Here is a 20,007-nt window from a genome sequence, read left to right on the forward strand (position 1 = left end):
GCATCGCCGCCGGCAAGACCGCTTCCGCCGCCGCCCACAATCAATCCGGCTCCGCCGGGCCTACTCCGCCATCCGGCTCCTTCGAGCCCATCCTCGCCGAAAGCCATGCCGCCGCGTTCCCATCCCAAGCCGCTCGCCGACCTCATCGACGCGACCATCGCGGCGAGCTGCAAGCAGCGCGGCCTCGCCTCGGTGGAGATCGTCACCCGCTGGGCCGACATCATCGGCGACGACCTCGCGCGGCGGGCGCAGCCGATCAGGCTCGCCTGGCCCTCGCGTCCGGAGAGCCAAGAGCCCGGCGTGCTGCATGTGCGGGTGGAGGGCGGCTATGCCATCGAACTGCAGCACCTGGCGCCGGTGGTGATCGAGCGGGTGAACCGCTATTTCGGCTGGCGCTGCATCGGCCGGCTCAGCCTCAGGCAGGGGCCGGTGCCTTCGCCCGCCCGCCCGAGACGGCCGCGCGAGGAGCCCGGCGCGGAGGAGTGCGCCCGCGCCGGCGCCCGCATCGGGCGTTTCGGCACGTTCGAGGATCCGGCGCTCGGCGCGGCGCTCGCCCGGCTCGGCGCGCTGGTGGCGCGCGAGCGCGCCCGCCGCTGACGAGCAAGGAAAACACGGGAAAGCTTCACGCAGCAGTGACCAAAGGCGGGGCTGCCGTACCGTTGCCATGATCGCAGGCTCGCTGTAGGCGCATGGAATTGTTCGGGCGGCCGCATCGGCCGCCTCCGATCTGGAGAGACAAATGATCGACCGCCGCCGCTTCCTCGAAGGCACCGGCACCGTCCTTCTCACCGCGGCGGCGCTGCTCGCGCTTTCCGGCCCGCGCGGCCTCGGCCTCGGCGAGCTCGGTTTCGTCGGCCAGGCCGACGCCCAGACGGTCGATGCCGCCAAGCTGCTCCAGCCCGGCCCGCTGCCCGACCAGTGGCTGGGCAAGGAAGACGCGCCGGTGACCATCGTCGAATATGCCTCGATGACCTGCGGCCATTGCGCGCATTTCCACGCCACCACCTGGCCGGTGCTGAAGGAAAAGTACATCGACACCGGCAAGGTGCGGTTCGTGCTGCGCGAGTTCCCGCTCGACATCGTCGCCAAGGCCGCCTTCATGCTGGCGCGCTGCTCCGGCGAGGGCAAATATTACCCGATGGTCGACACGCTGTTCGACAACCAGAAGAACTGGGCGTTCACCAACAACCCGGCGCAGGCCCTGCTCGCCATCGCCAAGCAGAGCGGCATGACCGAGCAGCAGTTCAACGCCTGCCTTTCGGATGCCAAGCTGGCCGGCGAGATCGACCAGTCCGCCAAGCGCGGCGCCGATGATTTCAACGTCGATTCAACCCCGACCTTCTTCATCAACGGCAAGAAGGTGCCGGGCGCCATCAGCCCCGAGGAACTCGACAAGGAACTGGCGCCGCTCATCGGCTCCAACTGAGGCGAGGCGGCGCGCACCGCGCGTCGCTTTCCCGCTTCCGGCAGGCGGCAGACCATCGCCCTGCCCCAGCCCGGCCGGCATCGCGTGCGCAATCTCACCGCCTTTGCTCCGCCGCACCTTTCAACGCGCGGCGCTGGTTCGGGCCGGACACCCGGCGGCGCGCGGCGCCCGCCGCGCACCGCACCGCGACGATGGCCCCACCTGCTCGGTGCGGATGGCCGGCCGGCATCTTCCATGCAGGGCTTCCGCCTCGAGCCCCGGCAGCGGCGGCCCGGCATAGCGGCACATGGGCGCCCCGATGGCGTCGCATCGCGGTGCCGGCATTCTCGGGTGAGGGTCTCGGCTCCAAACGATGGAGAATGCCGGCTCGGTCCCACCAGGCGGCGGCTGATCCGCTCTGCCTGATTTCCAGCCGGCTGGACTCCGCGCTCGGGAGTTCAGCATCAAGCCGTGAGCCCACCATTCCCGGTGCGCGAAGCAAAGGTCGATCCCGCCGCGCCGCCCGCATGACCAGCCGGCTCATTCGCTTGAGAGCCCGATTGAAGCCTCGGCAGCGACGATCCGAGACGGGGTGAGGCGCGCCCCACGGCCTTGCACTTGCGGCCAATCGGCCTTTTCCGGCGAGGCTCTGTCCCCCAGACCGCCGACGGCGCGGGCGGTATCGCGGTTCGGCGTTGATCCTGCCGCCACGAGGGTCCCTCCAAACCATGGCGACGGAGGCTCCCATGCCCTACGGGGGGCGTATCTCCTTCGCCCACCTCATCGCCGCGCCGACATCGCACCGCGACCGGCCGAGGCCGGCCGCCATCGCCCGCAGCGGCCGCGCTCCCCACGCCGACGTCACGGGTTGGGACGGTGCCGGCCGCAGCGTATCGGCACGCAAGGGACGCCGATCCGTGTCCGCTGCCGATCCGGCGGCAGCTGCGCCGCCGGCCACCCTCATCAGATGCGGCCATCGAGATGACGGCCGGAAGCACCAACCCGTCTCCCAGACATGGCCGGCCGGACGGAGCCTCGGACAAGGGGGTGCCGACAGGTCGGCACCGGTCGATCTGCCGGCGCCGTCAGTCCGGCAATATCACCCGGCCTTCGGCGTCGAGCGGGAAGCCGGGATTATGGGCGATCTCCCATGGATAGCCGTCGGGATCGGCGACATATCCGGAATAGCCGCCCCAGAACGTCTCCTGCGCCGGGCGCAGCGGCCGGCCGCCGGCCGCCATCGCGCGGGCCAGCGTCGCGTCGACCTCCTCGCGGCTCGACCGGTTGCAGGCGAGCGCGATGCCGCCAAAGCTGCCGGGACGGCCGGGGATCACCCCGGCATCGGCGGCGAGTTCGTGGCGCGGATACAACGCCAGCACCACGCCTCCCGCGCCGGGCTGTCGCCGTCCATCCGCCTGGAAGAAGACCACCCCCGTCGTCGCGCGATCCCGCCGCACCATGCCGAGCGCCGCATAGAACGCCGCCGACACGGCGAGATCCGAAACACCCAGCGTCACCAATGAGAGGGAGAGCGGCGACCGGCTCGCCTCGACCTCCGCCACCGCTCCGCGCCTCGCGGCCGCGGCCCGATCCATCCTACCCATAGACATCTTCCCCTCCCTTTCGTTCCGCCGCCGCGCCATCTGCCACCCTGCCGCTGTTCCGCCCCTCCAGCGCGGAGAAGACGGCAAGGCGGCATCGTCGTCATGCCAGTTGTCATGTCCGCCACCGGCAGCGAGACCGCTCCGGGCAACGTCGATCCCAAGCAAGACTGCGCCCCGCCATGTCAGCCGATGGCAGCATGCCAGCCCTTCCGCTCCGGCGACTGGCCTGCCGGTAGGTTGCGACGGCCGCCGCCCCGGCAAGGCCGATATCCTCCGTCCGGCCCGGTCGCGACGTGGTCCGCGCCGTGGTCGCGCCATGGTCCGGCCGCCGCGCCGCGGCAGCGACGACCGACTGCGTTCGCCGCGGCAGGCGCGGCGTCATCCCGTCTCGCCGAAGAGCGACAATTGCTCCCCCTTCTGCGGCCGGCGGCGGAAGTGCCGCGTGGTGAGCCGCACGCTGCGCCGGTTCAATTCCAGGCGCTGGGTGGCGAGCTCGAAGCGGCGCGCCACCGTCCAGGCATAGGGGCCGGAGCCGGTCATGCGCTGGCCGAAGGCGGCGTCATATTCCTTGCCGCCATGCAGTTCCTTCACCAGCGACAGCACGTGGCGGTAGCGATCGGGAAAATTCGCCAGCAGCCATTCCTTGAACAGGTCGCGGATTTCCAGCGGCAGGCGCAGCATCACATAGCCGGCCTCCCCGGCCCCGGCGGCGACGGCGGCGTCAAGGATGCGCTCGATCTCGGCATCGTTGACCGCCGGAATCACCGGCGCCACCAGCACCGCCGTCGGCACCCCCGCCTCGGAGAGCCGGCGGATCGCCTCGATGCGCCGCTGCGGTGTGGCCGCGCGCGGCTCCATCACCCGCGCCAGCTTGTGGTCGAGCGAGGTGATCGAAAGTGCCACCTTGACCAGCCCCCGCTCGGCCATCGGCGCGAGAATGTCGAGGTCGCGCAGGACCAGCGCCGATTTGGTGACGATGCCGACCGGATGGCCGAAATCGCTCAGCACCTCCAGAATGCGCCGCGTCAGCCGCCATTCCTTCTCGATCGGCTGGTAGCTGTCGGTGTTGATGCCGAGCGCGATGGTGCGCGGCTCATAGCCCGGCTTGGACAATTCCTTGGCCAGCAGTTCCGGCGCATCCGGCTTGGCGAACAGCTTTGTCTCGAAATCGAGACCGGCGGAATAGCCCTGATAGGCGTGGGTCGGCCGCGCGAAGCAATAGACGCAGCCATGCTCGCAGCCGCGATAGGGATTGATCGAGCGATCGAAGCCGACATCGGGAGAATCGTTGCGGGTGATGATGGTGCGCGCGCGTTCCACCGTCACCGTGGTCTTGAAGACGGGCAGATCATCGAGGCTCTGCCAGCCATCGTCGAAAGCCTCGCGCGCATGCGGCTCGAAACGGCCGGCGGCATTGGAGAGCGCGCCACGGCCGCGCCGCCGCTCGGCCTCCACCGCCGGGATGGCGCCTGCGCCCTCGGCCGGCAGATCGAGATCGGCGACGGCGGCGGGATCGCGCGCCGCGGCCGCCTCTTCCGCCACACGACGGGCGCGGCGCTCCTCCGCCAGCCGCCCGAGATGCTTGGCGGGGGGCCGGACGGGCGGCGGCCGCAGGGCGGCAGCGGGATCGGCAGAGGGGGCGATGCGGCGTTCCATGGCGCCAAGCTAGCGCAACCATGAGAACATATCAAGAACATATCAGAATTCGCCTGGCATCCCGCTTCACCTGTCCAGCCTTGTGTTATAGGCAACCCAAGGATTTGCGGGGGCTGCCGCCAAGGCCGCTCGGGGATTTGCGACAGTCGCCGGCAGGTTCGGCGCAAGACGGGGATGGACGGGCCGCGTGATCTCGGTGGTGATTCCGACACGCGAGTCGGGCAATTTGCTAATACCCACTCTGGCGGCGCTGGTTCCCGGCGCGGCGGCGGGGCTGGTGCGCGAGGTGCTGCTGGTCGACGGCGCGGCCGGATCTTCCGGCGAGATCGCCGAGGTCGCCGATGCGGCCGGCTGCGAATATCTCGCCGGCCCGTCCGATCGGGGCGAGCGGCTGCGGCTGGGGGCACAGGCGGCGCGGGGGCCGTGGCTGATGTTCCTCGAACCCGCCGGGCTGCTGCAGGAAGGCTGGACGCGCGAGGTCCGCAGCTTCATCGACCAGGCGGAGCGCACCGGCGGCGCCGAGAAACGCGCCGCGAGTTTCCGCCCCGCCCTCGATGGCTTCGGCCTCGGCACCCGGTTCAAGGAAACGGCAACCGTCCTGTGGCAGGTCACCACCGGCCGCGCCCGGCCGGAACAGGGGCTGCTGATCCACCAGCGGCTCTATCAGCGGCTCGGCGGCCATGAGGGCGGCGAGCGGGCGCCGCAGCGGCTGGTCGGGCGCATCGGCCGCGGCCGCATGGTGCTGCTGCGCTCGCACATGCTGCTGCCGGCGGCATGATCCCGCCGGCCCGCATCGGCCGGCCGTTCAGCTTTTCGCCTTGTCGCGCTTCAGGTGCTCGTCGAGCCGGGGCAGTATCTCGACGAAATTGCACGGCCGGTGGCGAATATCGAGCTGCTTGGCCAGGATCTCGTCCCAGCCGTCGCGGCAAGCCCCCGGCGAACCGGGCAGGCAGAAGATGTAGGTGGCGTTGGCCACGCCCGCCGTCGCCCGGCTCTGCAGCGTCGAGGTGCCGATCTTGGCGAACGACACCATGTGGAACACGGTGGAGAAGCCCTCCATGCGCTTCTCGAATAGCGGCTCCACCGCCTCCGGCGTCACGTCGCGGCCGGTGAAGCCGGTGCCGCCGGTGGTGATGACGACGTCGATGCCGGCATCGGCGATCCAGCCGCCGACGCGGGCGCGGATCGCCTCGACATCATCCGGCACGATGGCGCGGTCGGCGAGGCGGTGGCCGGCGGCCTCGATGCGCGCCGCCAGCGTATCGCCGGAGCGGTCATCGGCGCGGGTGCGGGTGTCGGAGACGGTCAGCACCGCGATGGCCAGCGGCACGAAGGGACGCTCGGCGGCGGGGGTCTGCGGAAGCGACATGGGCAACGGCCTCGAAAACGTGCGGAAGCCGCATATGTGGTCGCCGCCGGCGTGTTGCGAGACCCCGGCGGGCGCCGGCCGAGCGGCGGCTCCGCCGCCTAGTCCTCATATATTGCCGCTGCCGAAGGTGTTGCACTGCTGCAGCGAGCCCGATTGCAACCCGCGCTTGAACCAGCTCACCCGCTGCGCCGAGGTGCCGTGGGTGAAGCTGTCCGGCACCGCATAGCCCTGCGACTGCTTCTGCAGACGATCGTCGCCGATCGCCGAGGCGGCATTCAGCGCCTCCTCGATATCGCCGTCCTCGAGGATCTTGAAGCGCTGGTCGGCATGATTGGCCCACACCCCGGCGAGGCAGTCGGCCATCAGCTCGACGCGCACGGAAAGCTGGTTGGCCTCGGCGCGCGACGCCTGGCGCTGGCGCTCCTGCACCTTGGCGAGCAGGCCGATCTGGTTCTCGACATGGTGGCCGACCTCGTGGGCGATGACATAGGCGGCGGCGAAGTCGCCGGAGGCGCGGAAGCGGGTCTTCATCTCCTGGAAGAAGGAAAGGTCGAGATAGACCTTCTGGTCGTTGGGGCAATAGAACGGCCCCATCGCCGACTGCGCCGTGCCGCAGGCCGAGCGGGTGACGCCGGAAAACAGCACCATGCCGGGGTCGCGATAGGTCTTGCCCTGCTGTTTGAAGATCTCGGTCCAGACGTCCTCGGTCTGGGCGAGCACGGCGCTCGCGAACTGGCCGAGCTGGTCGTCCGGCGCGCGGCGCGGCGCGCTCTGCGTCTGTTGCTGCTGGGACTGGCCGTTGCCGCCGCCCATCAGGATCTCGGCGCCGCCGATCAGCACCGCGGGGTTGATGCCGGTGGCCCAGGCGATGAGGCCGACGATGATCAGCCCGCCAATGCCGAGCCCGCCGCGCCCGCCGGGCAAGCGGCCGCCGCCGAAACCGCCGCCCTGGCCTCGCCGGTCCTCGACATTGTCGCTGCGCCGGAAATCTTCCCACCGCATGGTCGCCTCCTGAACCTGTCACCCGCCGGCCGTCACGATCCGAAGCCGGACCATAGTAGGGGGAGCGGCGCCGATCCAGCCGCACCTGTCCGGCAATGCGCAGGACCGCCGCCGGTTCCATGGTGCCGCGGCGGTCCTGTTCATGCATGGCGACAGCCGGCCCCGCCCGCGGGAGGCGGGAAGGCCGGACTCACCCGACCGGCGTGCCGAGGCCGGCAAGGAACCGGTGCGTCAGGCTGAGGTCCGGCGAGGACAGGCCGTGGCCGGTCGGCAGCACCTGATGCGTCACCTCGGCGCCGGCGCCCGTCAGCGTCGCCGCGAGGCGGGCGGCGTTCTCCGCCGGCACGATCGGGTCCATGTCGCCGGAGAGCAGCAATACCGGCGTGCCGGAGATCGCCGCCTGCGGCGGGTTGCGGAACGGTGCCATCGCCCGCAGCAATACCGCGCCGGCCAGCACTTCCGGGCGCAGCAGCAGCATCGCCGCGGCGATGTTGGCGCCGTTTGAGAAGCCCAGCGCCACCGGCGCCGGAACTCCTTCCCGCGCGCGGATCGCCGCGACGAAATCGGCAAGCTCGTGGGTGCGCGCGATGAGATCGTCTTCGTCGAACACCCCCTCGGCGAAGCGGCGGAAGAAGCGGTTCGCGCCGCCCTCCGCCACCTTGCCGCGCGGCGAGATCAGCGCCGAACCCGGCGCCACGCGCTCGCCGAGGCCGAGCAGGTCCTCCTCATTGCCGCCGGTGCCGTGCAGCAGCAGCACCGGCGGCCGGCCGGGCACGGCGGCCGGCACATAGCGGTGGACAAAGCTCGGGGCGGGCGCGGCCAAACGAGTGGCAGCGGTCATGTCGGCCTCCTGTCATGTGATCGGGAAAGGCCGCCCCGCCTCCGGCGAGGAGGCAGGGCGGAAGGATGCGTCAGGCGACGTCCGGCAGCACCGCCTCGATATTGGCGCGGCGGCTTTCCAGGAAGTCCGGCAGCTTGAGCGCCTCGCCGAGGGTCGCGACCGGCTCGTCGGCGGCGAAGCCGGGAATGTCGGTGGCGATCTCGAACAGCACGTGGCCGGGCTCGCGGAAGTAGACGGACCGGAAGTAGTTGCGGTCCTTCTGCTCGGTGGTGCGGATGCCGTGGTTCTCCTGCAGCTTCTTCACCATCGCGAACTCCGCCGCGTCGTCGGCGGCGCGGAAAGCGATGTGGTGCACCGAGCCGCCACCCATGCGGGCGGGCAGGAAGCCGCCGGCCTCATGGATGTCGACGATGCCGCCGATATCCGTGCCTTCGGCCTGGAAGCGCACCAGCGAGCCCTCGCGGCCGATCTCCTTGAAGCCGAGCACGTCGGTCAGGATGGCGCCGGTCGGCGCCGCGTCGGCAAGCAGCAGGTTCACCGAGTGGAAACCGCGAATGGCATGCTCGGCGGGAACATCGGTGCCGATCCAGGCCCCCTCGTTCTCGATGCCGGGCACCCCGACGAGCGCCAGGCGCATGCCATGCGGATCCTTGAACGCCAGCACGGTCTGGCCGAAGCGCTTCACCGGCGCCTGATAGGCGATGCCCTTGTCGACGAAGCGATGCGTCCAGTAGCCGATCGAGGCCTCCGGCACCCGGAACGCGGTTTCCTGCGTCTCGCCGATGCCGAGCCGGCCGGGCGCCACATGGTCCCACGGGAAGAAGGTGAGGATGGTGCCGGGCGTGCCGGTCTCGTCGCCATAATAGAAGTGATAGGTGCCGGGATCGTCGAAATTGACGGTCTTCTTCACCAGCCGCAGCCCGAGGGTACGGGTGTAGAACTCGACATTGCGGCGCGCATTGCCGGCGATCGCGGTGACGTGGTGGATGCCGTTGCGGATCAGGGTGTCGGTCATGGTCTTGCCCTCTCTGGAGCGCCGGGTCGTTTGCAGTGGCGCCCTCTCGTGGATCTACAAATATGCCCGGAACTCCGGCTTGCCATGTCATTTCAATTGCATTGACGCAATCTACCCTGTGCTGATATGTAAAGGCCCCTGCAATGAGGGGCACCCGCCATGGCCGATCCGTTCAAGAATCTCGCCTGGGATGATTTCCGCCTGATCAAGGCGGTGGCGGATGCCAAGGGCCTGCCGGCGGCTGCGGCGCAGATCGGCGTCAACCATTCCACCGTGTTCCGGCGGCTGAAGCAGATCGAGGAGGCGCTCGGCGCCACGCTGTTCGAGCGCCACCGCACCGGCTACGCGCTCACCCCCGCCGGCGAGGAGTTGGTGGCGCTGGCGCAGCGGCTCGACGACGAGATCACCTCCACCGGCCGCCGCATCGCCGGGCGCGAGCCGGCGCCCTGCGGCGAGTTGCGCATCACCACGCCGGATTCGCTGCTGATCCACCTCCTGATCCCGATGATGGCGGATTTCCGCCGCCGCTACCCGCAGGTGCAGCTCGACATCGTCCTGTCGAACCAGGCGCTGAACCTGTCGCGGCGCGATGCCGACGTCGCCATCCGCGCCACCGACAACCCGCCGGAGAACCTGGTCGGCCGCCGCCTCGCCCGCATCGCCTGGGCGCTGTATGGCCGCGCCGAGGACTTTCCCGATCCGGCGGCGGTGGACGAGGCCAGCCTGACCAAATGCAACTGGGTGGCGCTGGGCGAGACCATGGGGGCGCTGAAGGCGGTGAAATATGCGCTGAAGAACGTGCCGCCGGAAAATCTCGGCTACCGGGTCAACACCGTGCTGGGTCTTGCCGAGGCGGTGGAGGCGGGGCTCGGCATCGGCCACATTCCCTGCATGATCGGCGACGCCAGGCCCTCGCTGGTGCGGCTCACCCCGCCGGTGCCGGATTTCGCCGCCGATCTGTGGCTGCTGACCCACCCGGACCTGCGCCATGCGCCGCGGGTGCGGGCGTTTCTGGACTTCCTCGCCGAGCAGATCGGCAAGCATCGCCGCTTCATCGAGGGCGGCGGCCTCTCGCTGGACGCCGCACCGCCCGCGGCCAGCGAATCTGCGGCGGCGGAATAGCGAGCCCCGGCCCGGACGCCGGCAAGGATGGCCTGGTGCGACGGCATGCCGGCATAAGCTGAGGACAGTCCGCCGTCCCGGCTTTTCGTCGTCTCAGCTCTTCGTCGTCTCAGCTTTTCGTCTTGGCGAGCAGCGTGTCGCGCAGGGCGGCCAGTTCGCCGGTCAGCCGCTCCACCGCTTGGCGGTCGCGGGCGAGGCAGATGCCCATCTCCTTCGGCACCGCCAGCGCCTCGGCCTTCAGCCCCCGGCCCTTATCGGTGAGGAAGATGCGCACCTGCCGCTCGTCCTGCGCGTCGCGCACCCGGCGCACCAGGCCGGCGGTCTCCAGCCGCTTCAGGAGCGGAGTGAGCGTATTGGTCTCCAGCAGCACCTTGTCGCCGATCTGCCCGACGGTGAGCCCGTCCTGCGCCCACAGCGTCACCATGGCGAGATATTGCGGATAGGTGAGGCCGAGGCGGTCGAGCAGCGGCTTGTAGACGCGATTGAACGCATGGTTCGCCGAATAAACGGCGAAACACAGGAAATCGTCCAGCTTCAGCTTGTCCGAGGTGTCGTGCATCAGGCGGGACTCTGCCCGTGATTGAGGGCCACCTCAAGCGGGATTTCGCTTATCCGCCAGCTCGCGCGGCCAGGTCGCGCGGCGGATCGCCGGCGAACGGCGCCGGTTTTTCCGCCCGGCGGAAATTTCACCCGCCCAGCGGGCGGCATTTGAAGAGAGAGGGCCTCTCCTCTATAGCATCGGGGGAGAATGATGGAGAAACGGGGTTAGATGTCCGAAGGCGCTGCGAAAGCGAATCCCGCCACCGCTGCCGCGGATGCCTATTCCGGCCTCAGCGCCACCGGCCGGCGCTCGGCGCGCCTGCGGCTGCGCGCCGCCTGGATGTACTATGTCGAGGGCATGACGCAGAGCGCCATCGCCGAGGCGCTCGATATCGGCCGCGTCACCGTGGTGCGGCTGCTCGCCGACGCCCGCAGCCTCAACGAGGTGAAGATATCGCTGTCGCGCGAGATCGCCGAATTGCCGCGGCTGGAGATGGGCCTGCAGAAGGCGTTCGGCCTCAAGGAGGCGATCGTCGCGCCGGTATCCGGCCCGGAAGCCGATGCCACCCACGCCATCGGCGCCGCCACCGGCCAGTTCATTTCCGAGTTGATCGCCTCCGACATGACCATCGGTTTCGGCTGGGGCCGCACGCTGATGCGGGCGCTCGGCTTCATCGACGAGAAGTCGGTGAGCAACCTGTCGGTGGTGTCGCTGCTCGGCGGCATCACCAAGGCCAAGCAGTACAACCCGTCCGAATTCGCCTGGCAGCTGTCGCGGCTGTTCCAGGCCGACTGCCACCTCATCGCCGCCCCTGCCATCGTCGACAGCGTGGAGACCAAGCGGGCGCTTATCGAGCGCTGCGGCCTCTCCAACGTCTATAACCGCGCCCGCGAGATGGACGCGGTGGTGCTGAGCGTCGGCGAGATGGAGGAGACCAGCACCTCGCTGCGATTCGGCTTCTTCTCGCCGGCGGACTGGGAAACGCTGGTGGCGGCCGGGGCGGTGGGCGACATCGCCTACAACTTCATCGACATTCAAGGGCGCCCGGTCGACCACCCGATCAATACGCGGGTGATGTCGATCCCGCTGGAGACGCTGTGCGCGACGCCGCAGCGCATCCTCACCTCCGGCGGGCCGGGCAAGACCGAGGCGATCCTCGGCGCGCTGCGGCTGCTGCGGCCCACCGTGTTCATCACCGACGAGGCGACGGCGGCGCGTGTCCTGACCGCTGCGGGCGCGCAATTCTGAGCCCCAAAGTCACATCCGCATTTGACACGGAACAAATGTCGGGTAACCGAAGGGCGCTGATGTGCGGTTCACGGCCGCGCTGCCCGGGAGTTTGCCATGCACGTCGATAACAGGATCGCGCGGTCGGGTCTCGCCGCCGAACTGGATAGGTGGACGCAGGCGCATGGCCCGGTCACCATCGGCTTGGCCGGCGCCGGGCAGATGGGCACCGACCTCGTGGTGCAGGTGGCGCTGATGCCGGGCGTGCGCATCGGCGCGATCTCGGAGATCGACGGCCAGGCCGCCATCGATGCGGCGCTGATGGCCGGCCATGCGCGCAGCGACCTTGTCGCCACCTCGAACCCCGCCGCCGTCGACCGCGCCATCGAGGCCGGCCAGATCGCCATCACCGACGATTTCCGCGCCTTCTGCGCCGCCGGCCGCATCGATGTCGTGATCGACGCCACCGGCAATCCGAATGTCGGTACCGAGGTGGCGCTCGATGCCATGCGCCACGGCAAGCATGTGGTGATGCTGAATGTCGAGGCCGACATCACCATCGGCCGCTGGCTGAAGCAGGAAGCCCGCAAGGCCGGGGTGGTGCTCACCGGCGCGGCCGGCGACGAGCCGGCCGCCACCATCGAGTTGATCGGCTTCGCCCAGTCGCTCGGCTTCGAGATCGTCGCCGCCGGCAAGGGCAAGAACAACCCGCTGAAATTCGACGCCACGCCCGACGAGTTCGAGGCGGAGGCACGCGCGAGAAACATGAACCCGCGCATGCTGGTGGAGTTCGTCGACGGCTCCAAGACCATGGTGGAGATGACCGCGCTCGCCAACGCCACCGGCCTGGTGCCGGACGTGCCGGGCATGCACGGCCCGACGGCGACGCGCGAGGAACTGGCGCAGGTTCTCTGCACCAAGGAGGATGGCGGCATCCTCGGCCGTTCGGGCGTGGTGGACTATTCCATCGGCAAGGGCGTGGCGCCCGGCGTGTTCTGCGTGGTGAAGCCGCGCCATCCGCGGGTGATCGAGCGCATGGCCGACCTCAAGGTGGGGCCCGGCCCGTGCTTCGCGCTCGTGCGGCCCTATCACCTCACCAGCCTGGAGGTGCCGCTGTCGGCGGTGCGCGCGGTGCTGCACGGCCGGCCGGACATGGAGGTGCTCGACCATCCGGTGGCGGAATGCACGGCGGTGGCCAAGCGCGACCTCAAGCCGGGGCAGTTGCTGGGCAAGATCGGCGAATATGATTATCGCGGCTTCGCCATGGAGTGGCGGGCCGCACGCGATGGGTTCGCGCTGCCGCTCGGCCTCGCCGAGAAGGCGCGGGTGCTGCGGCCGATCCGCGCCGGCGAGCGGCTCACTTACGAGAACTGCGCGCCCGACGAGGCGCTGGTGGTCACCCAGATGCGCCGCCGCCTCGACCAGTCCGACGCGCAATATCTGGCGGCGTGAGGGGGGCGGAAGTCCAAAAGAGGTTCAGATGGCTAGTCTGAATTTACATTGGATTTTTGATTTAAATTTGGTTGACCGCCCCAGGAAATTGCGCCGACCTCAACAGAAGAAACATCGGCATATATCAGATGCTCAAAGTCGGATTGTGAAGGAACGTGACGCTCCGAGATCATCTTCATGAGAGCGTTACGAAGAATGACCCAACTTTCCAGCATCACATCACGATTCACTTCTTTAGTTGTATGAGACGCCAAAGAACGGGCGTCATATAGCTTCAAAACTCGTTTGTAAGTAGCTAGACGCTCAGGCCCACGCGGCTCAAGGTAGGCGGCTATATTAGCGGCGACTCTGTGCCGCAATTCTCCTGACGAAGGCGAAAAAAGCTACTCAAGGGCAGCCCAAATGGTCAGCATGGATTGAGAGGCCCGCATACGAACCCGGCAGGAATCCCAAGCCAGTAGGGCAGCAAGAAATTGAGGATTTGTCTGGACCAGCTCAGTTAATGGGTGCCAAGTGTCTTTCAGCCAGTTGAGTTCGTCGAGTGATAATTCCTCCGGTCGATCATTGCCTTTTAGAAAATTGTGACTTTGAATTTCTAATGGAGTGATCGTTGGCTCCACTTTGCTTTGAGCCGCTTCCGAAAATGGCATGTCAATTGTGACTGGAGCAGCGAGATATGGGGTAAACCCCAATCGAGCCAGAGCAACGATTAAAGTAGCGGTTTCCGTAATATTAAAACCGCCTCGCTGGTAGCCATCCCCGATACGTAGTTCGATCGTGATGTCAAAAGAAAAACCTCCCTTTGCGGCTCGCCAAGGCGCTGGATGGGGTTTCCCTTGCTCTGCGGGTGAAAATGCCATCACACAAGGAGACATCAGGTGGGCGTAGGTCCGGCGCATTTCGACACCGTGACCGAAATCGAGCCGTTCAACTGGAAGCTCACCACCCGAGATACCGACATAATGCATCATTGCATTCATCGTCTCCGCCCATAGCGAGAATAATTTTGTAGGCAAATGGGAGGGTACCCTCCCATTTGCCTACTTAACAGGACGAGATCGCCCCCACCCCTCACGCCTTCACTTCGCTACCGTCCTGCGCCCAGCGGGTGTGGAACTTGCCCGGCTTGTCGAGCCTTCCATAAGTGTGGGCGCCGAAATAGTCGCGCAGGCCCTGCAAGAGGTTCGCCGGCCCGCGCGCCCGGCGCAGCCCGTCATAATAGGCCAGCGCCGAGGAGAAGGCCGGGGTCGGCACGCCCGCCGCCACCGCCTCGCCCACCACCTGCCGCCATTTCGGCTCGGCGGCCAGCACAGCCTCGCGGAAATACGGCTCGAACAGCAGGCTCGATACCGGCGCCCCGTCGCCATAGGCCTCGCGGATGCGGTTGAGGAAGCGGGCGCGGATGATGCAGCCGCCGCGCCAGATGGTGGCGAGGTCGCCCAGCTTGAGGTTCCACCCATAGTCGTCGGAAGCCACCTGAAGCTGCTGGAAGCCCTGGGCATAGGCGACGATCTTCGAGGCATAAAGCCCGGCGCGGATCACCTCGATGGCTTCAGCGGTGGCCGGGGTCACCGGCGCCTTGGCGTGGGTGAGCAGCTTCTCCGCCTCGATGCGCTGGCCGCGCCGGCTCGACAGCACGCGGGCGAACACCGCCTCGGTGATGGCGGTGAGCGGCACGCCGAGATCGAGCGCCGACTTGGAGGTCCACAGGCCGGTGCCCTTCTGCTCCGCCTCGTCGGTGATGACGTCGACCAGCGGCGTGCCGGTGGCGGCATCGGTCTTCTTCAGCACCTCGGCGGTGATCTCGATCAGGTAGGAATCGAGCTCGCCCTTGTTCCACTCGGCGAAGATCTCGCCGATGGCCGGGGCGTCCAGACCGTGCAGGGTCTTCAACAGGTCATAGGCCTCGGCGATCAGCTGCATGTCGGCATATTCGATGCCATTATGCACCATCTTCACATAATGGCCGGCGCCGTCGGGGCCGATATGGGTGCAGCACGGCTCGCCGTCGACCTGCGCCGCCATGCGGGTGAACATCGGCGCGACGCGCTCATAGGCCTCGACCTCGCCGCCCGGCATCATCGAGGGGCCGACCAGCGCGCCCTCCTCGCCACCGGACACCCCCATGCCGACGAAGCGCAGGCCCTTGTCCTTGAGGTAGGCATTGCGGCGCGCGGTGTCAGTGAACAGCGAGTTGCCGCCGTCGATGATGATGTCGCCGGGATCGAGATGCGGCAGCAGCTCCTCGATCACCGCGTCGACCGGCGCGCCGGCCTTCACCATGATCAGGATCGGCCGCGGCCTGGCGATGGCGGCGACGAAGTCGGCGATGCCGCGCGCCGGCACGAAGGTACCCTCATGGCCATGTTCGGCGATGAGTTCGTCGGTCCGCTCGTGGTTGCGGTTGGCCACCGCCACGGTGAAGCCTTTGCCGGCGGCGTTGCGGGCGAGATTCGCGCCCATGGTGGCGAGGCCGTAGACGCCGATATCCGCGAGCTTGGTCATGAAGCTACCGTTCTGCTGTCAGGAAAGGAACAAGGTTTCAGGCGCGGCCGACGGTGGCGAAATGCGCGTCGGCCAGACGCGCCTCCGCTTCGGCCAGCGCATTGGCGAGCTCGCGCACCTGCTCGGGGCGCAGCACGATCTGCAAGGCGGGAACCGGCTCGCCCGGCTTGGGCGGCGCGCCGATCTCCAGGCGCAGGCCCACCGACTCGCCATTCATCAGCGCGGTGGTGAAGGCCTGCAGCGGCCACATCTTCAGCCGCCCCTGGTCGTCCTTGTCCCAGCTGGCGAAGGCGGCGATGGGGGAAAGCGCGGGGGCGTCGCTCATGTGAGGTCTCCTTGGGGGCTTTTGGGGCGGGGCTGACGCAGGGGGCAGCCGGCCGGGCCATGGTTGCCAGACGACTACCATCAAACACGCCGCTTGTGACCCGCGCAGGCCGCAGGGCTTTGCCCCGGCGATGCAGGGCAGGCCGTTGCGCGATCACACGCTCGTGCGGGGGCGGGAGGTCCTGTCATGCGGAATTTCATATCGCCAAGGATCATATCGTGTGCGATACATATTGCCAACACCGGATCGGAGCGGCGCTGCCGGCCCGATCGCCCCCATGAGGAGCACGCATCATGCTGAACGCCACGATCATCTCCGTCTTCGCCGCCTTCATCGCGCTGGCGACCTTCTCGGCCGGCTACATCGCCCGCGACGACAAGCCGGCCCGCCGGCCGGTGCGCTGCGACGCCTGATACCGGCTGATCTTCCCGCCGGGGGCTGCCCCCTCCCCGGCGGGTCGCGGGCGGGCGCGGATCGTTCCTCCATCCGCGTCCGCCCTTCCTCTTCAGCCGGCCGCCGGCCGGTGCGATGGTAAGTGGAGGATGGCGTTAACCAATTGCCGGCAAGGTTCGGGAAACGCGAAAGCGTGATTCGCCCAGACGAGTGCCGTGATGAGTAATGTGATTCCCTTTCCCGCCCGGGTACCGCACGCCGATCCCGAGCCGGAGATCGATCTGATGACTGCCGTCGACGTGGCGATTCGCGACCTGCGCGATCTCGCCCAGCGGCTGCGCGGCGACTCCGTCGGCCAGGAACAGGCCGAGGAGTGCCTGGAAATGCTGGCGCGGGCGCTGGCCAATGCGCAGGCGGTCGCCGGCTGAGCCGTCACCGGCGAAGCGGCGGGGACGCGCAGGCCGCGCGCCAGCCGCTCAACCGAGGAAGCTCTTCAAAAGGTAGAGCCCGGCGCTCACGAAGCCCCAGACCACGCCGGAGACCACGCCGAGCGAGGCGAATGCCACGGTCATGCCGGCGAGCACCCAGATGCCGTCGCGCTCCAATATGCCGAGCGCGAGGATGCAGATCGCCAGCGCCGGCAGCATGTTGCCGAGCGGGATCGGCAGCACCAGCACCACTGCCAGCACCAGGCACATGATGCCAATGACATATTCCGCCGGCGGATGCGCCAGCGCGCCGAAGCGCGGCCGCAGCAAATTCTCCGCCTTGGCGAGCCATGGCACCGCCTTGCCAACGAAGGCGGCGAAGTCGCGGCGGGAGATGGAGCGGCGGGAGATCAACGGCGGCAACCAGGGATTGCGGCCGAGCGCCAGCTGGGCGGTGAGGAAGATCAGCGGCGCGCCGAGAATGGTGGAGGTACCGGGCGGGGTGGGCAGCACGTTGGGCAGCGCGAAGACCAGCATCAGCGGCCCGAAGGCGCGCTCCTGCATCGCCGCCAGCAGGTCGCCGATGGCGATGCGCTCGCGCGTCTCGTCGGACGCGATGCCCGTGAGAACATCGGAGAGACGCGTGGCCTCGTTGTCGAGATCGGCCGTGCCGTCGGCGGTGGCGCCACCCGTCGATTTATCGCCCTGCACGACCTGAACCGCTCCTCTCGCCCGCATCCGCCGGCAGCGGGTGCCGCCGGCGCCCCCACAGATAGGCAGTGAATGTGACAATGACCAGAAGCTGAGTCAGGATCATGTCCAGCTGAACAGGAATGCCCCGACCGCCAGCAGCAGAATCAGGATGGCGGCAATCCAGTGCCGGGTGGTGAAGTCATGCATCGTCATCGCGGTACCTCATTTTTTGCCGGCCACCCGATATGATACCTCGACAATCGCCGAAGCATCGAAGATGTTTCGAAATTGTCGCCTTTATCGTCGCGCGGTGTTCGTACGGACCACAAACGTGGTAGATGCTCGCCTTGGTGTCGCGCAACCTGACATGATGCCGCCGGCGGCACGCCGTCGGGACGGACGCCGTTGAAATTGGCGCGACGAGGCCGGACAGACGAGTGACGTGCGGATGCTGCATCAGCCAACTCTCCCGCAGGACGCCGGCTCCGGGCTCGACGACAGCCAGATGTTCGAGCTGGCGCCGATCCCGATGTGGCTGGAGGATTTCAGCGAGGTCAAGGCGCTGTTCGACGCCTGGCGCCGCGACGGCGTCACCTCGCTGCGCGACCATCTCCATGCGGATGAGCGCCGGATCGCGGCCTGCGCCGAGCGCATCCGGGTGCTGAAGGTCAACCAGGCGACGCTCAACCTGTTCGAGGCCGACAGCCCGGCGCATCTGGTGGCCAATCTCGACAAGGTGTTCCGCGGCGACATGCTGCGCACCCATATCGAGGAATTGTCGCAGCTATGGGACGGCAAGACCCAGTTCGCCAGCCACACCACCAATTATACGCTCGGCGGCCGCCGGCTCGACGTGCAGCTGAAGGGCCAGGTGCTGCCCGGCCACGAGGAGCGGCTCGACCGCGTGCTGCTGTCGACCGAGGACGTGACCGAGCGGGAGACCGCCCGCCGCGCCACCGGCAAGGCGGAGGAATATGCCCGCGGCCTGTTCGAGCATTCGCCGGTGTCGCTGTGGGTGGAGGATTTCTCCACCATTAAGCAGCTGATCGACGATCTGCGCCGCCGCGGCATCGAGGATCTGCGGGTGTTCACCGACGTGCATCCCGACTTCGTGCAGCGCTGCATCAGCGAGGTGCGGGTGATCGACGTGAACCAGCACACGCTCGACATGTTCCAAGCGGCGGACAAGAAGTCGCTGATGGCCAACATGGACAAGGTGTTCGGCGAGAACTCGCAGCGGCACTTCCGCGAGCAGCTCATCGACCTTTGGAACGGCAAGCTGTTCCACCGGCGCGAGGTGGTGAACTACTCGCTGGCCGGCGACGAGATCCACGTCCACCTGCAATTCTCGGTGCTGCCCGGCCATGAGCGCGACTGGTCGCTGGTGCAGGTGGCGCTCACCGACATCACCGCCCGCAAGAAGGCCGAGGCCTATCTCGAATATCTCGGCAATCACGACGTGCTGACCAAGCTGTACAACCGGTCCTTCTATGTCGACGAGCTGAACCGGCTGGAGCGGCGCGGCCCGTATCCCGTCACCATCGTGATGATCGACCTCGACGACCTGAAGCTGGTCAACGACCAGCTCGGCCACGCCGCCGGCGACGCGCTGCTGCGCCGGGCGGGCGAGGTGCTGGGCAAGGCGATCGACAAGCCCAATGTCGCGGCGCGCATCGGCGGCGACGAGTTCGCGGTGCTGCTGCCGGGCATCGATGCCGAGGGCGGCGCGGCGGTGATGGCGGCGATCGCCGAGCTGATCACGGTCAACAACCAGTTCTATTCGGCGCAGGCGCTCAGCGTCTCCATGGGCATGGCGACCAGCGAAATTGGCGAGCGGCTGGAGGCGGTGGTGCGGCGCGCCGATCTGCAGATGTATGAGAACAAGCGCAGCCAGGAGCCGTCGCGCGGCTGACGGCCCGTCTCACCCCGCCCATCTCACCCCCGCCCGTCTCATCCCGCCACCAGCGCTTCCAGCCCGCCGGCATGGACGAAGCACAGCTTGTTGCCCTCCGGGTCGCGGCCATAGGCACCGTAATAATCGGGGTTGTACTGCGCGCGCAGTCCCGGCGCGCCCTCATCCGTACCGCCATTGGCCACCAGCGCCCGCCAGGCGGCATCCACCGCCGCCGGCGAGGGCGCGGCAAAGCTCACCTGCGTCCCGTTGCCCCAGGTCGCCGGCAGGCCATTGAACGGCAGCTGGACGAAGAATTGCGGCCAGCGCCGCCCCGGCATCACCCACATGGAGCCGGGCGGCCCGCCATCGTCGGCGAGGTCGAGCCGCACCAGGCCGAGCGGCGCCAGCACCGCGTCGTAGAAGGCCGTCAGGCGCGGCAGGTCGCGCGCGCCGAGAATGATGTGGGTGAACATGCCGCCTCCTGGTCGCCGGCGCCGATCGCGGCACCCATCGAGACCGCAGATCCGGCCTGCGC

At 68.1% G+C, this 20,007-nt stretch carries 20 protein-coding genes; 8 read left to right on the forward strand and 12 right to left on the reverse strand.

The features are described from left to right. The first annotated feature begins 105 nt into the window (after positions 1-105). Together J2X65_RS19535 and J2X65_RS19540 are read left to right on the forward strand one after the other, a co-directional pair. On the forward strand, positions 106-597 hold the full coding sequence (locus J2X65_RS19535) for a DciA family protein (protein ID WP_310204462.1): 492 nt from the start codon (positions 106-108) through the stop codon (positions 595-597). 142 nt (positions 598-739) lie between these two features. Further along, positions 740-1,426, forward strand: a complete 687-nt coding sequence (locus tag J2X65_RS19540; protein ID WP_310204465.1) for a DsbA family protein — start codon at positions 740-742, stop codon at positions 1,424-1,426. A 1,064-nt stretch (positions 1,427-2,490) separates the two neighbouring features. Here the strand turns inward: J2X65_RS19540 and J2X65_RS19545 are convergent. Together J2X65_RS19545 and J2X65_RS19550 are read right to left on the reverse strand one after the other, a co-directional pair. After that, positions 2,491-3,015 (reverse strand): VOC family protein, encoded by a 525-nt coding sequence (locus J2X65_RS19545; protein ID WP_310204468.1) that lies wholly within the window; start codon positions 3,013-3,015, stop codon positions 2,491-2,493. Positions 3,016-3,387: 372 nt separating this feature from the next. Continuing rightward, positions 3,388-4,665 (reverse strand): PA0069 family radical SAM protein, encoded by a 1,278-nt coding sequence (locus J2X65_RS19550; RefSeq protein WP_310204471.1) that lies wholly within the window; start codon positions 4,663-4,665, stop codon positions 3,388-3,390. Positions 4,666-4,852: 187 nt separating this feature from the next. Between J2X65_RS19550 and J2X65_RS19555 the strand changes: the two genes are divergently transcribed. Next, positions 4,853-5,443 carry a glycosyl transferase gene (locus J2X65_RS19555; protein WP_310204473.1) on the forward strand — a complete coding sequence of 197 codons (591 nt, stop codon included), beginning with the start codon at positions 4,853-4,855 and terminating at the stop codon, positions 5,441-5,443. A gap of 27 nt (positions 5,444-5,470) precedes the next feature. Here the strand turns inward: J2X65_RS19555 and moaB are convergent, their stop codons facing one another. The 4 genes from moaB to J2X65_RS19575 form a co-directional block, all read right to left on the reverse strand. After that, on the reverse strand, positions 5,471-6,034 hold the full coding sequence (moaB, locus tag J2X65_RS19560) for a molybdenum cofactor biosynthesis protein B (RefSeq protein WP_310204476.1): 564 nt from the start codon (positions 6,032-6,034) through the stop codon (positions 5,471-5,473). 105 nt (positions 6,035-6,139) lie between these two features. Continuing rightward, on the reverse strand, positions 6,140-7,036 hold the full coding sequence (locus J2X65_RS19565; protein WP_310204479.1) for a neutral zinc metallopeptidase: 897 nt from the start codon (positions 7,034-7,036) through the stop codon (positions 6,140-6,142). Between the two features lie 190 nt (positions 7,037-7,226). After that, positions 7,227-7,877 carry an alpha/beta hydrolase gene (locus J2X65_RS19570; protein WP_310204482.1) on the reverse strand — a complete coding sequence of 217 codons (651 nt, stop codon included), beginning with the start codon at positions 7,875-7,877 and terminating at the stop codon, positions 7,227-7,229. Between the two features lie 70 nt (positions 7,878-7,947). After that, a complete protein-coding gene (locus J2X65_RS19575; protein ID WP_310204485.1) occupies positions 7,948-8,892 on the reverse strand; it encodes a ring-cleaving dioxygenase in 945 nt (314 codons plus the stop codon). Positions 8,893-9,051: 159 nt separating this feature from the next. Here J2X65_RS19575 and J2X65_RS19580 point away from each other — a divergent pair, with 159 nt between their 5' ends. Further along, a complete protein-coding gene (locus tag J2X65_RS19580; RefSeq protein WP_310204487.1) occupies positions 9,052-10,014 on the forward strand; it encodes a LysR family transcriptional regulator in 963 nt (320 codons plus the stop codon). 109 nt (positions 10,015-10,123) lie between these two features. Here the strand turns inward: J2X65_RS19580 and J2X65_RS19585 are convergent, their stop codons facing one another. Continuing rightward, positions 10,124-10,573 carry a MarR family transcriptional regulator gene (locus J2X65_RS19585; protein WP_310204490.1) on the reverse strand — a complete coding sequence of 150 codons (450 nt, stop codon included), beginning with the start codon at positions 10,571-10,573 and terminating at the stop codon, positions 10,124-10,126. Between the two features lie 210 nt (positions 10,574-10,783). On the opposite strand from J2X65_RS19585, the gene J2X65_RS19590 reads away from it, so the two are divergent. Together J2X65_RS19590 and J2X65_RS19595 are read left to right on the forward strand one after the other, a co-directional pair. Further along, positions 10,784-11,803: a sugar-binding transcriptional regulator gene (locus J2X65_RS19590; RefSeq protein ID WP_310204493.1), complete on the forward strand. Its 1,020-nt coding sequence runs from the start codon at positions 10,784-10,786 to the stop codon at positions 11,801-11,803. 96 nt (positions 11,804-11,899) lie between these two features. Then, on the forward strand, positions 11,900-13,234 hold the full coding sequence (locus J2X65_RS19595; RefSeq protein ID WP_310204495.1) for a homoserine dehydrogenase: 1,335 nt from the start codon (positions 11,900-11,902) through the stop codon (positions 13,232-13,234). A 383-nt stretch (positions 13,235-13,617) separates the two neighbouring features. Here J2X65_RS19595 and J2X65_RS19600 read toward each other — a convergent pair whose 3' ends face one another. From J2X65_RS19600 to J2X65_RS19610, 3 genes are all read right to left on the reverse strand, one after another. Further along, positions 13,618-14,205: a hypothetical protein gene (locus J2X65_RS19600; RefSeq protein WP_310204498.1), complete on the reverse strand. Its 588-nt coding sequence runs from the start codon at positions 14,203-14,205 to the stop codon at positions 13,618-13,620. Between the two features lie 100 nt (positions 14,206-14,305). Then, on the reverse strand, positions 14,306-15,739 hold the full coding sequence (gene gndA, locus J2X65_RS19605; RefSeq protein ID WP_310204501.1) for an NADP-dependent phosphogluconate dehydrogenase: 1,434 nt from the start codon (positions 15,737-15,739) through the stop codon (positions 14,306-14,308). Between the two features lie 37 nt (positions 15,740-15,776). After that, positions 15,777-16,064, reverse strand: a complete 288-nt coding sequence (locus tag J2X65_RS19610; protein ID WP_310204504.1) for a hypothetical protein — start codon at positions 16,062-16,064, stop codon at positions 15,777-15,779. Between the two features lie 611 nt (positions 16,065-16,675). On the opposite strand from J2X65_RS19610, the gene J2X65_RS19615 reads away from it, so the two are divergent. Further along, positions 16,676-16,885: a hypothetical protein gene (locus tag J2X65_RS19615; RefSeq protein WP_310204507.1), complete on the forward strand. Its 210-nt coding sequence runs from the start codon at positions 16,676-16,678 to the stop codon at positions 16,883-16,885. Positions 16,886-16,933: 48 nt separating this feature from the next. Here J2X65_RS19615 and J2X65_RS19620 read toward each other — a convergent pair whose 3' ends face one another. Beyond that, positions 16,934-17,596 (reverse strand): exopolysaccharide biosynthesis protein, encoded by a 663-nt coding sequence (locus J2X65_RS19620; RefSeq protein ID WP_310204510.1) that lies wholly within the window; start codon positions 17,594-17,596, stop codon positions 16,934-16,936. 430 nt (positions 17,597-18,026) lie between these two features. On the opposite strand from J2X65_RS19620, the gene J2X65_RS19625 reads away from it, so the two are divergent. Continuing rightward, positions 18,027-19,490, forward strand: coding sequence for a sensor domain-containing diguanylate cyclase (locus J2X65_RS19625; RefSeq protein ID WP_310204513.1), 1,464 nt, complete (start codon positions 18,027-18,029; stop codon positions 19,488-19,490). A 38-nt stretch (positions 19,491-19,528) separates the two neighbouring features. On the opposite strand, the gene J2X65_RS19630 is transcribed toward J2X65_RS19625, so the two are convergent. Further along, entirely contained in the window at positions 19,529-19,945 is a 417-nt protein-coding gene (locus J2X65_RS19630; RefSeq protein WP_310204516.1) for a VOC family protein, read from the reverse strand. Positions 19,946-20,007 lie beyond the last annotated feature (62 nt).

This window comes from Ancylobacter sp. 3268, from assembly GCF_031456575.1.
Classification (GTDB): domain Bacteria; phylum Pseudomonadota; class Alphaproteobacteria; order Rhizobiales; family Xanthobacteraceae; genus Ancylobacter.

Bases quoted from the DNA above. Each gene is read 5' to 3' on its own strand.
- J2X65_RS19535 (WP_310204462.1), top strand. From the start codon at position 106: ATGCCGCCGCGTTCCCATCCCAAGCCGCTCGCCGACCTCATCGACGCG.
- J2X65_RS19540 (WP_310204465.1), top strand. From the start codon at position 740: ATGATCGACCGCCGCCGCTTCCTCGAAGGCACCGGCACCGTCCTTCTC.
- J2X65_RS19545 (WP_310204468.1), bottom strand. From the start codon at position 3,015: ATGTCTATGGGTAGGATGGATCGGGCCGCGGCCGCGAGGCGCGGAGCG.
- J2X65_RS19550 (WP_310204471.1), bottom strand. From the start codon at position 4,665: ATGGAACGCCGCATCGCCCCCTCTGCCGATCCCGCTGCCGCCCTGCGG.
- moaB (WP_310204476.1), bottom strand. From the start codon at position 6,034: ATGTCGCTTCCGCAGACCCCCGCCGCCGAGCGTCCCTTCGTGCCGCTG.
- J2X65_RS19565 (WP_310204479.1), bottom strand. From the start codon at position 7,036: ATGCGGTGGGAAGATTTCCGGCGCAGCGACAATGTCGAGGACCGGCGA.
- J2X65_RS19570 (WP_310204482.1), bottom strand. From the start codon at position 7,877: ATGACCGCTGCCACTCGTTTGGCCGCGCCCGCCCCGAGCTTTGTCCAC.
- J2X65_RS19575 (WP_310204485.1), bottom strand. From the start codon at position 8,892: ATGACCGACACCCTGATCCGCAACGGCATCCACCACGTCACCGCGATC.
- J2X65_RS19580 (WP_310204487.1), top strand. From the start codon at position 9,052: ATGGCCGATCCGTTCAAGAATCTCGCCTGGGATGATTTCCGCCTGATC.
- J2X65_RS19585 (WP_310204490.1), bottom strand. From the start codon at position 10,573: ATGCACGACACCTCGGACAAGCTGAAGCTGGACGATTTCCTGTGTTTC.
- J2X65_RS19590 (WP_310204493.1), top strand. From the start codon at position 10,784: ATGTCCGAAGGCGCTGCGAAAGCGAATCCCGCCACCGCTGCCGCGGAT.
- J2X65_RS19595 (WP_310204495.1), top strand. From the start codon at position 11,900: ATGCACGTCGATAACAGGATCGCGCGGTCGGGTCTCGCCGCCGAACTG.
- J2X65_RS19600 (WP_310204498.1), bottom strand. From the start codon at position 14,205: ATGATGCATTATGTCGGTATCTCGGGTGGTGAGCTTCCAGTTGAACGG.
- gndA (WP_310204501.1), bottom strand. From the start codon at position 15,739: ATGACCAAGCTCGCGGATATCGGCGTCTACGGCCTCGCCACCATGGGC.
- J2X65_RS19610 (WP_310204504.1), bottom strand. From the start codon at position 16,064: ATGAGCGACGCCCCCGCGCTTTCCCCCATCGCCGCCTTCGCCAGCTGG.
- J2X65_RS19615 (WP_310204507.1), top strand. From the start codon at position 16,676: ATGAGTAATGTGATTCCCTTTCCCGCCCGGGTACCGCACGCCGATCCC.
- J2X65_RS19625 (WP_310204513.1), top strand. From the start codon at position 18,027: ATGCTGCATCAGCCAACTCTCCCGCAGGACGCCGGCTCCGGGCTCGAC.
- J2X65_RS19630 (WP_310204516.1), bottom strand. From the start codon at position 19,945: ATGTTCACCCACATCATTCTCGGCGCGCGCGACCTGCCGCGCCTGACG.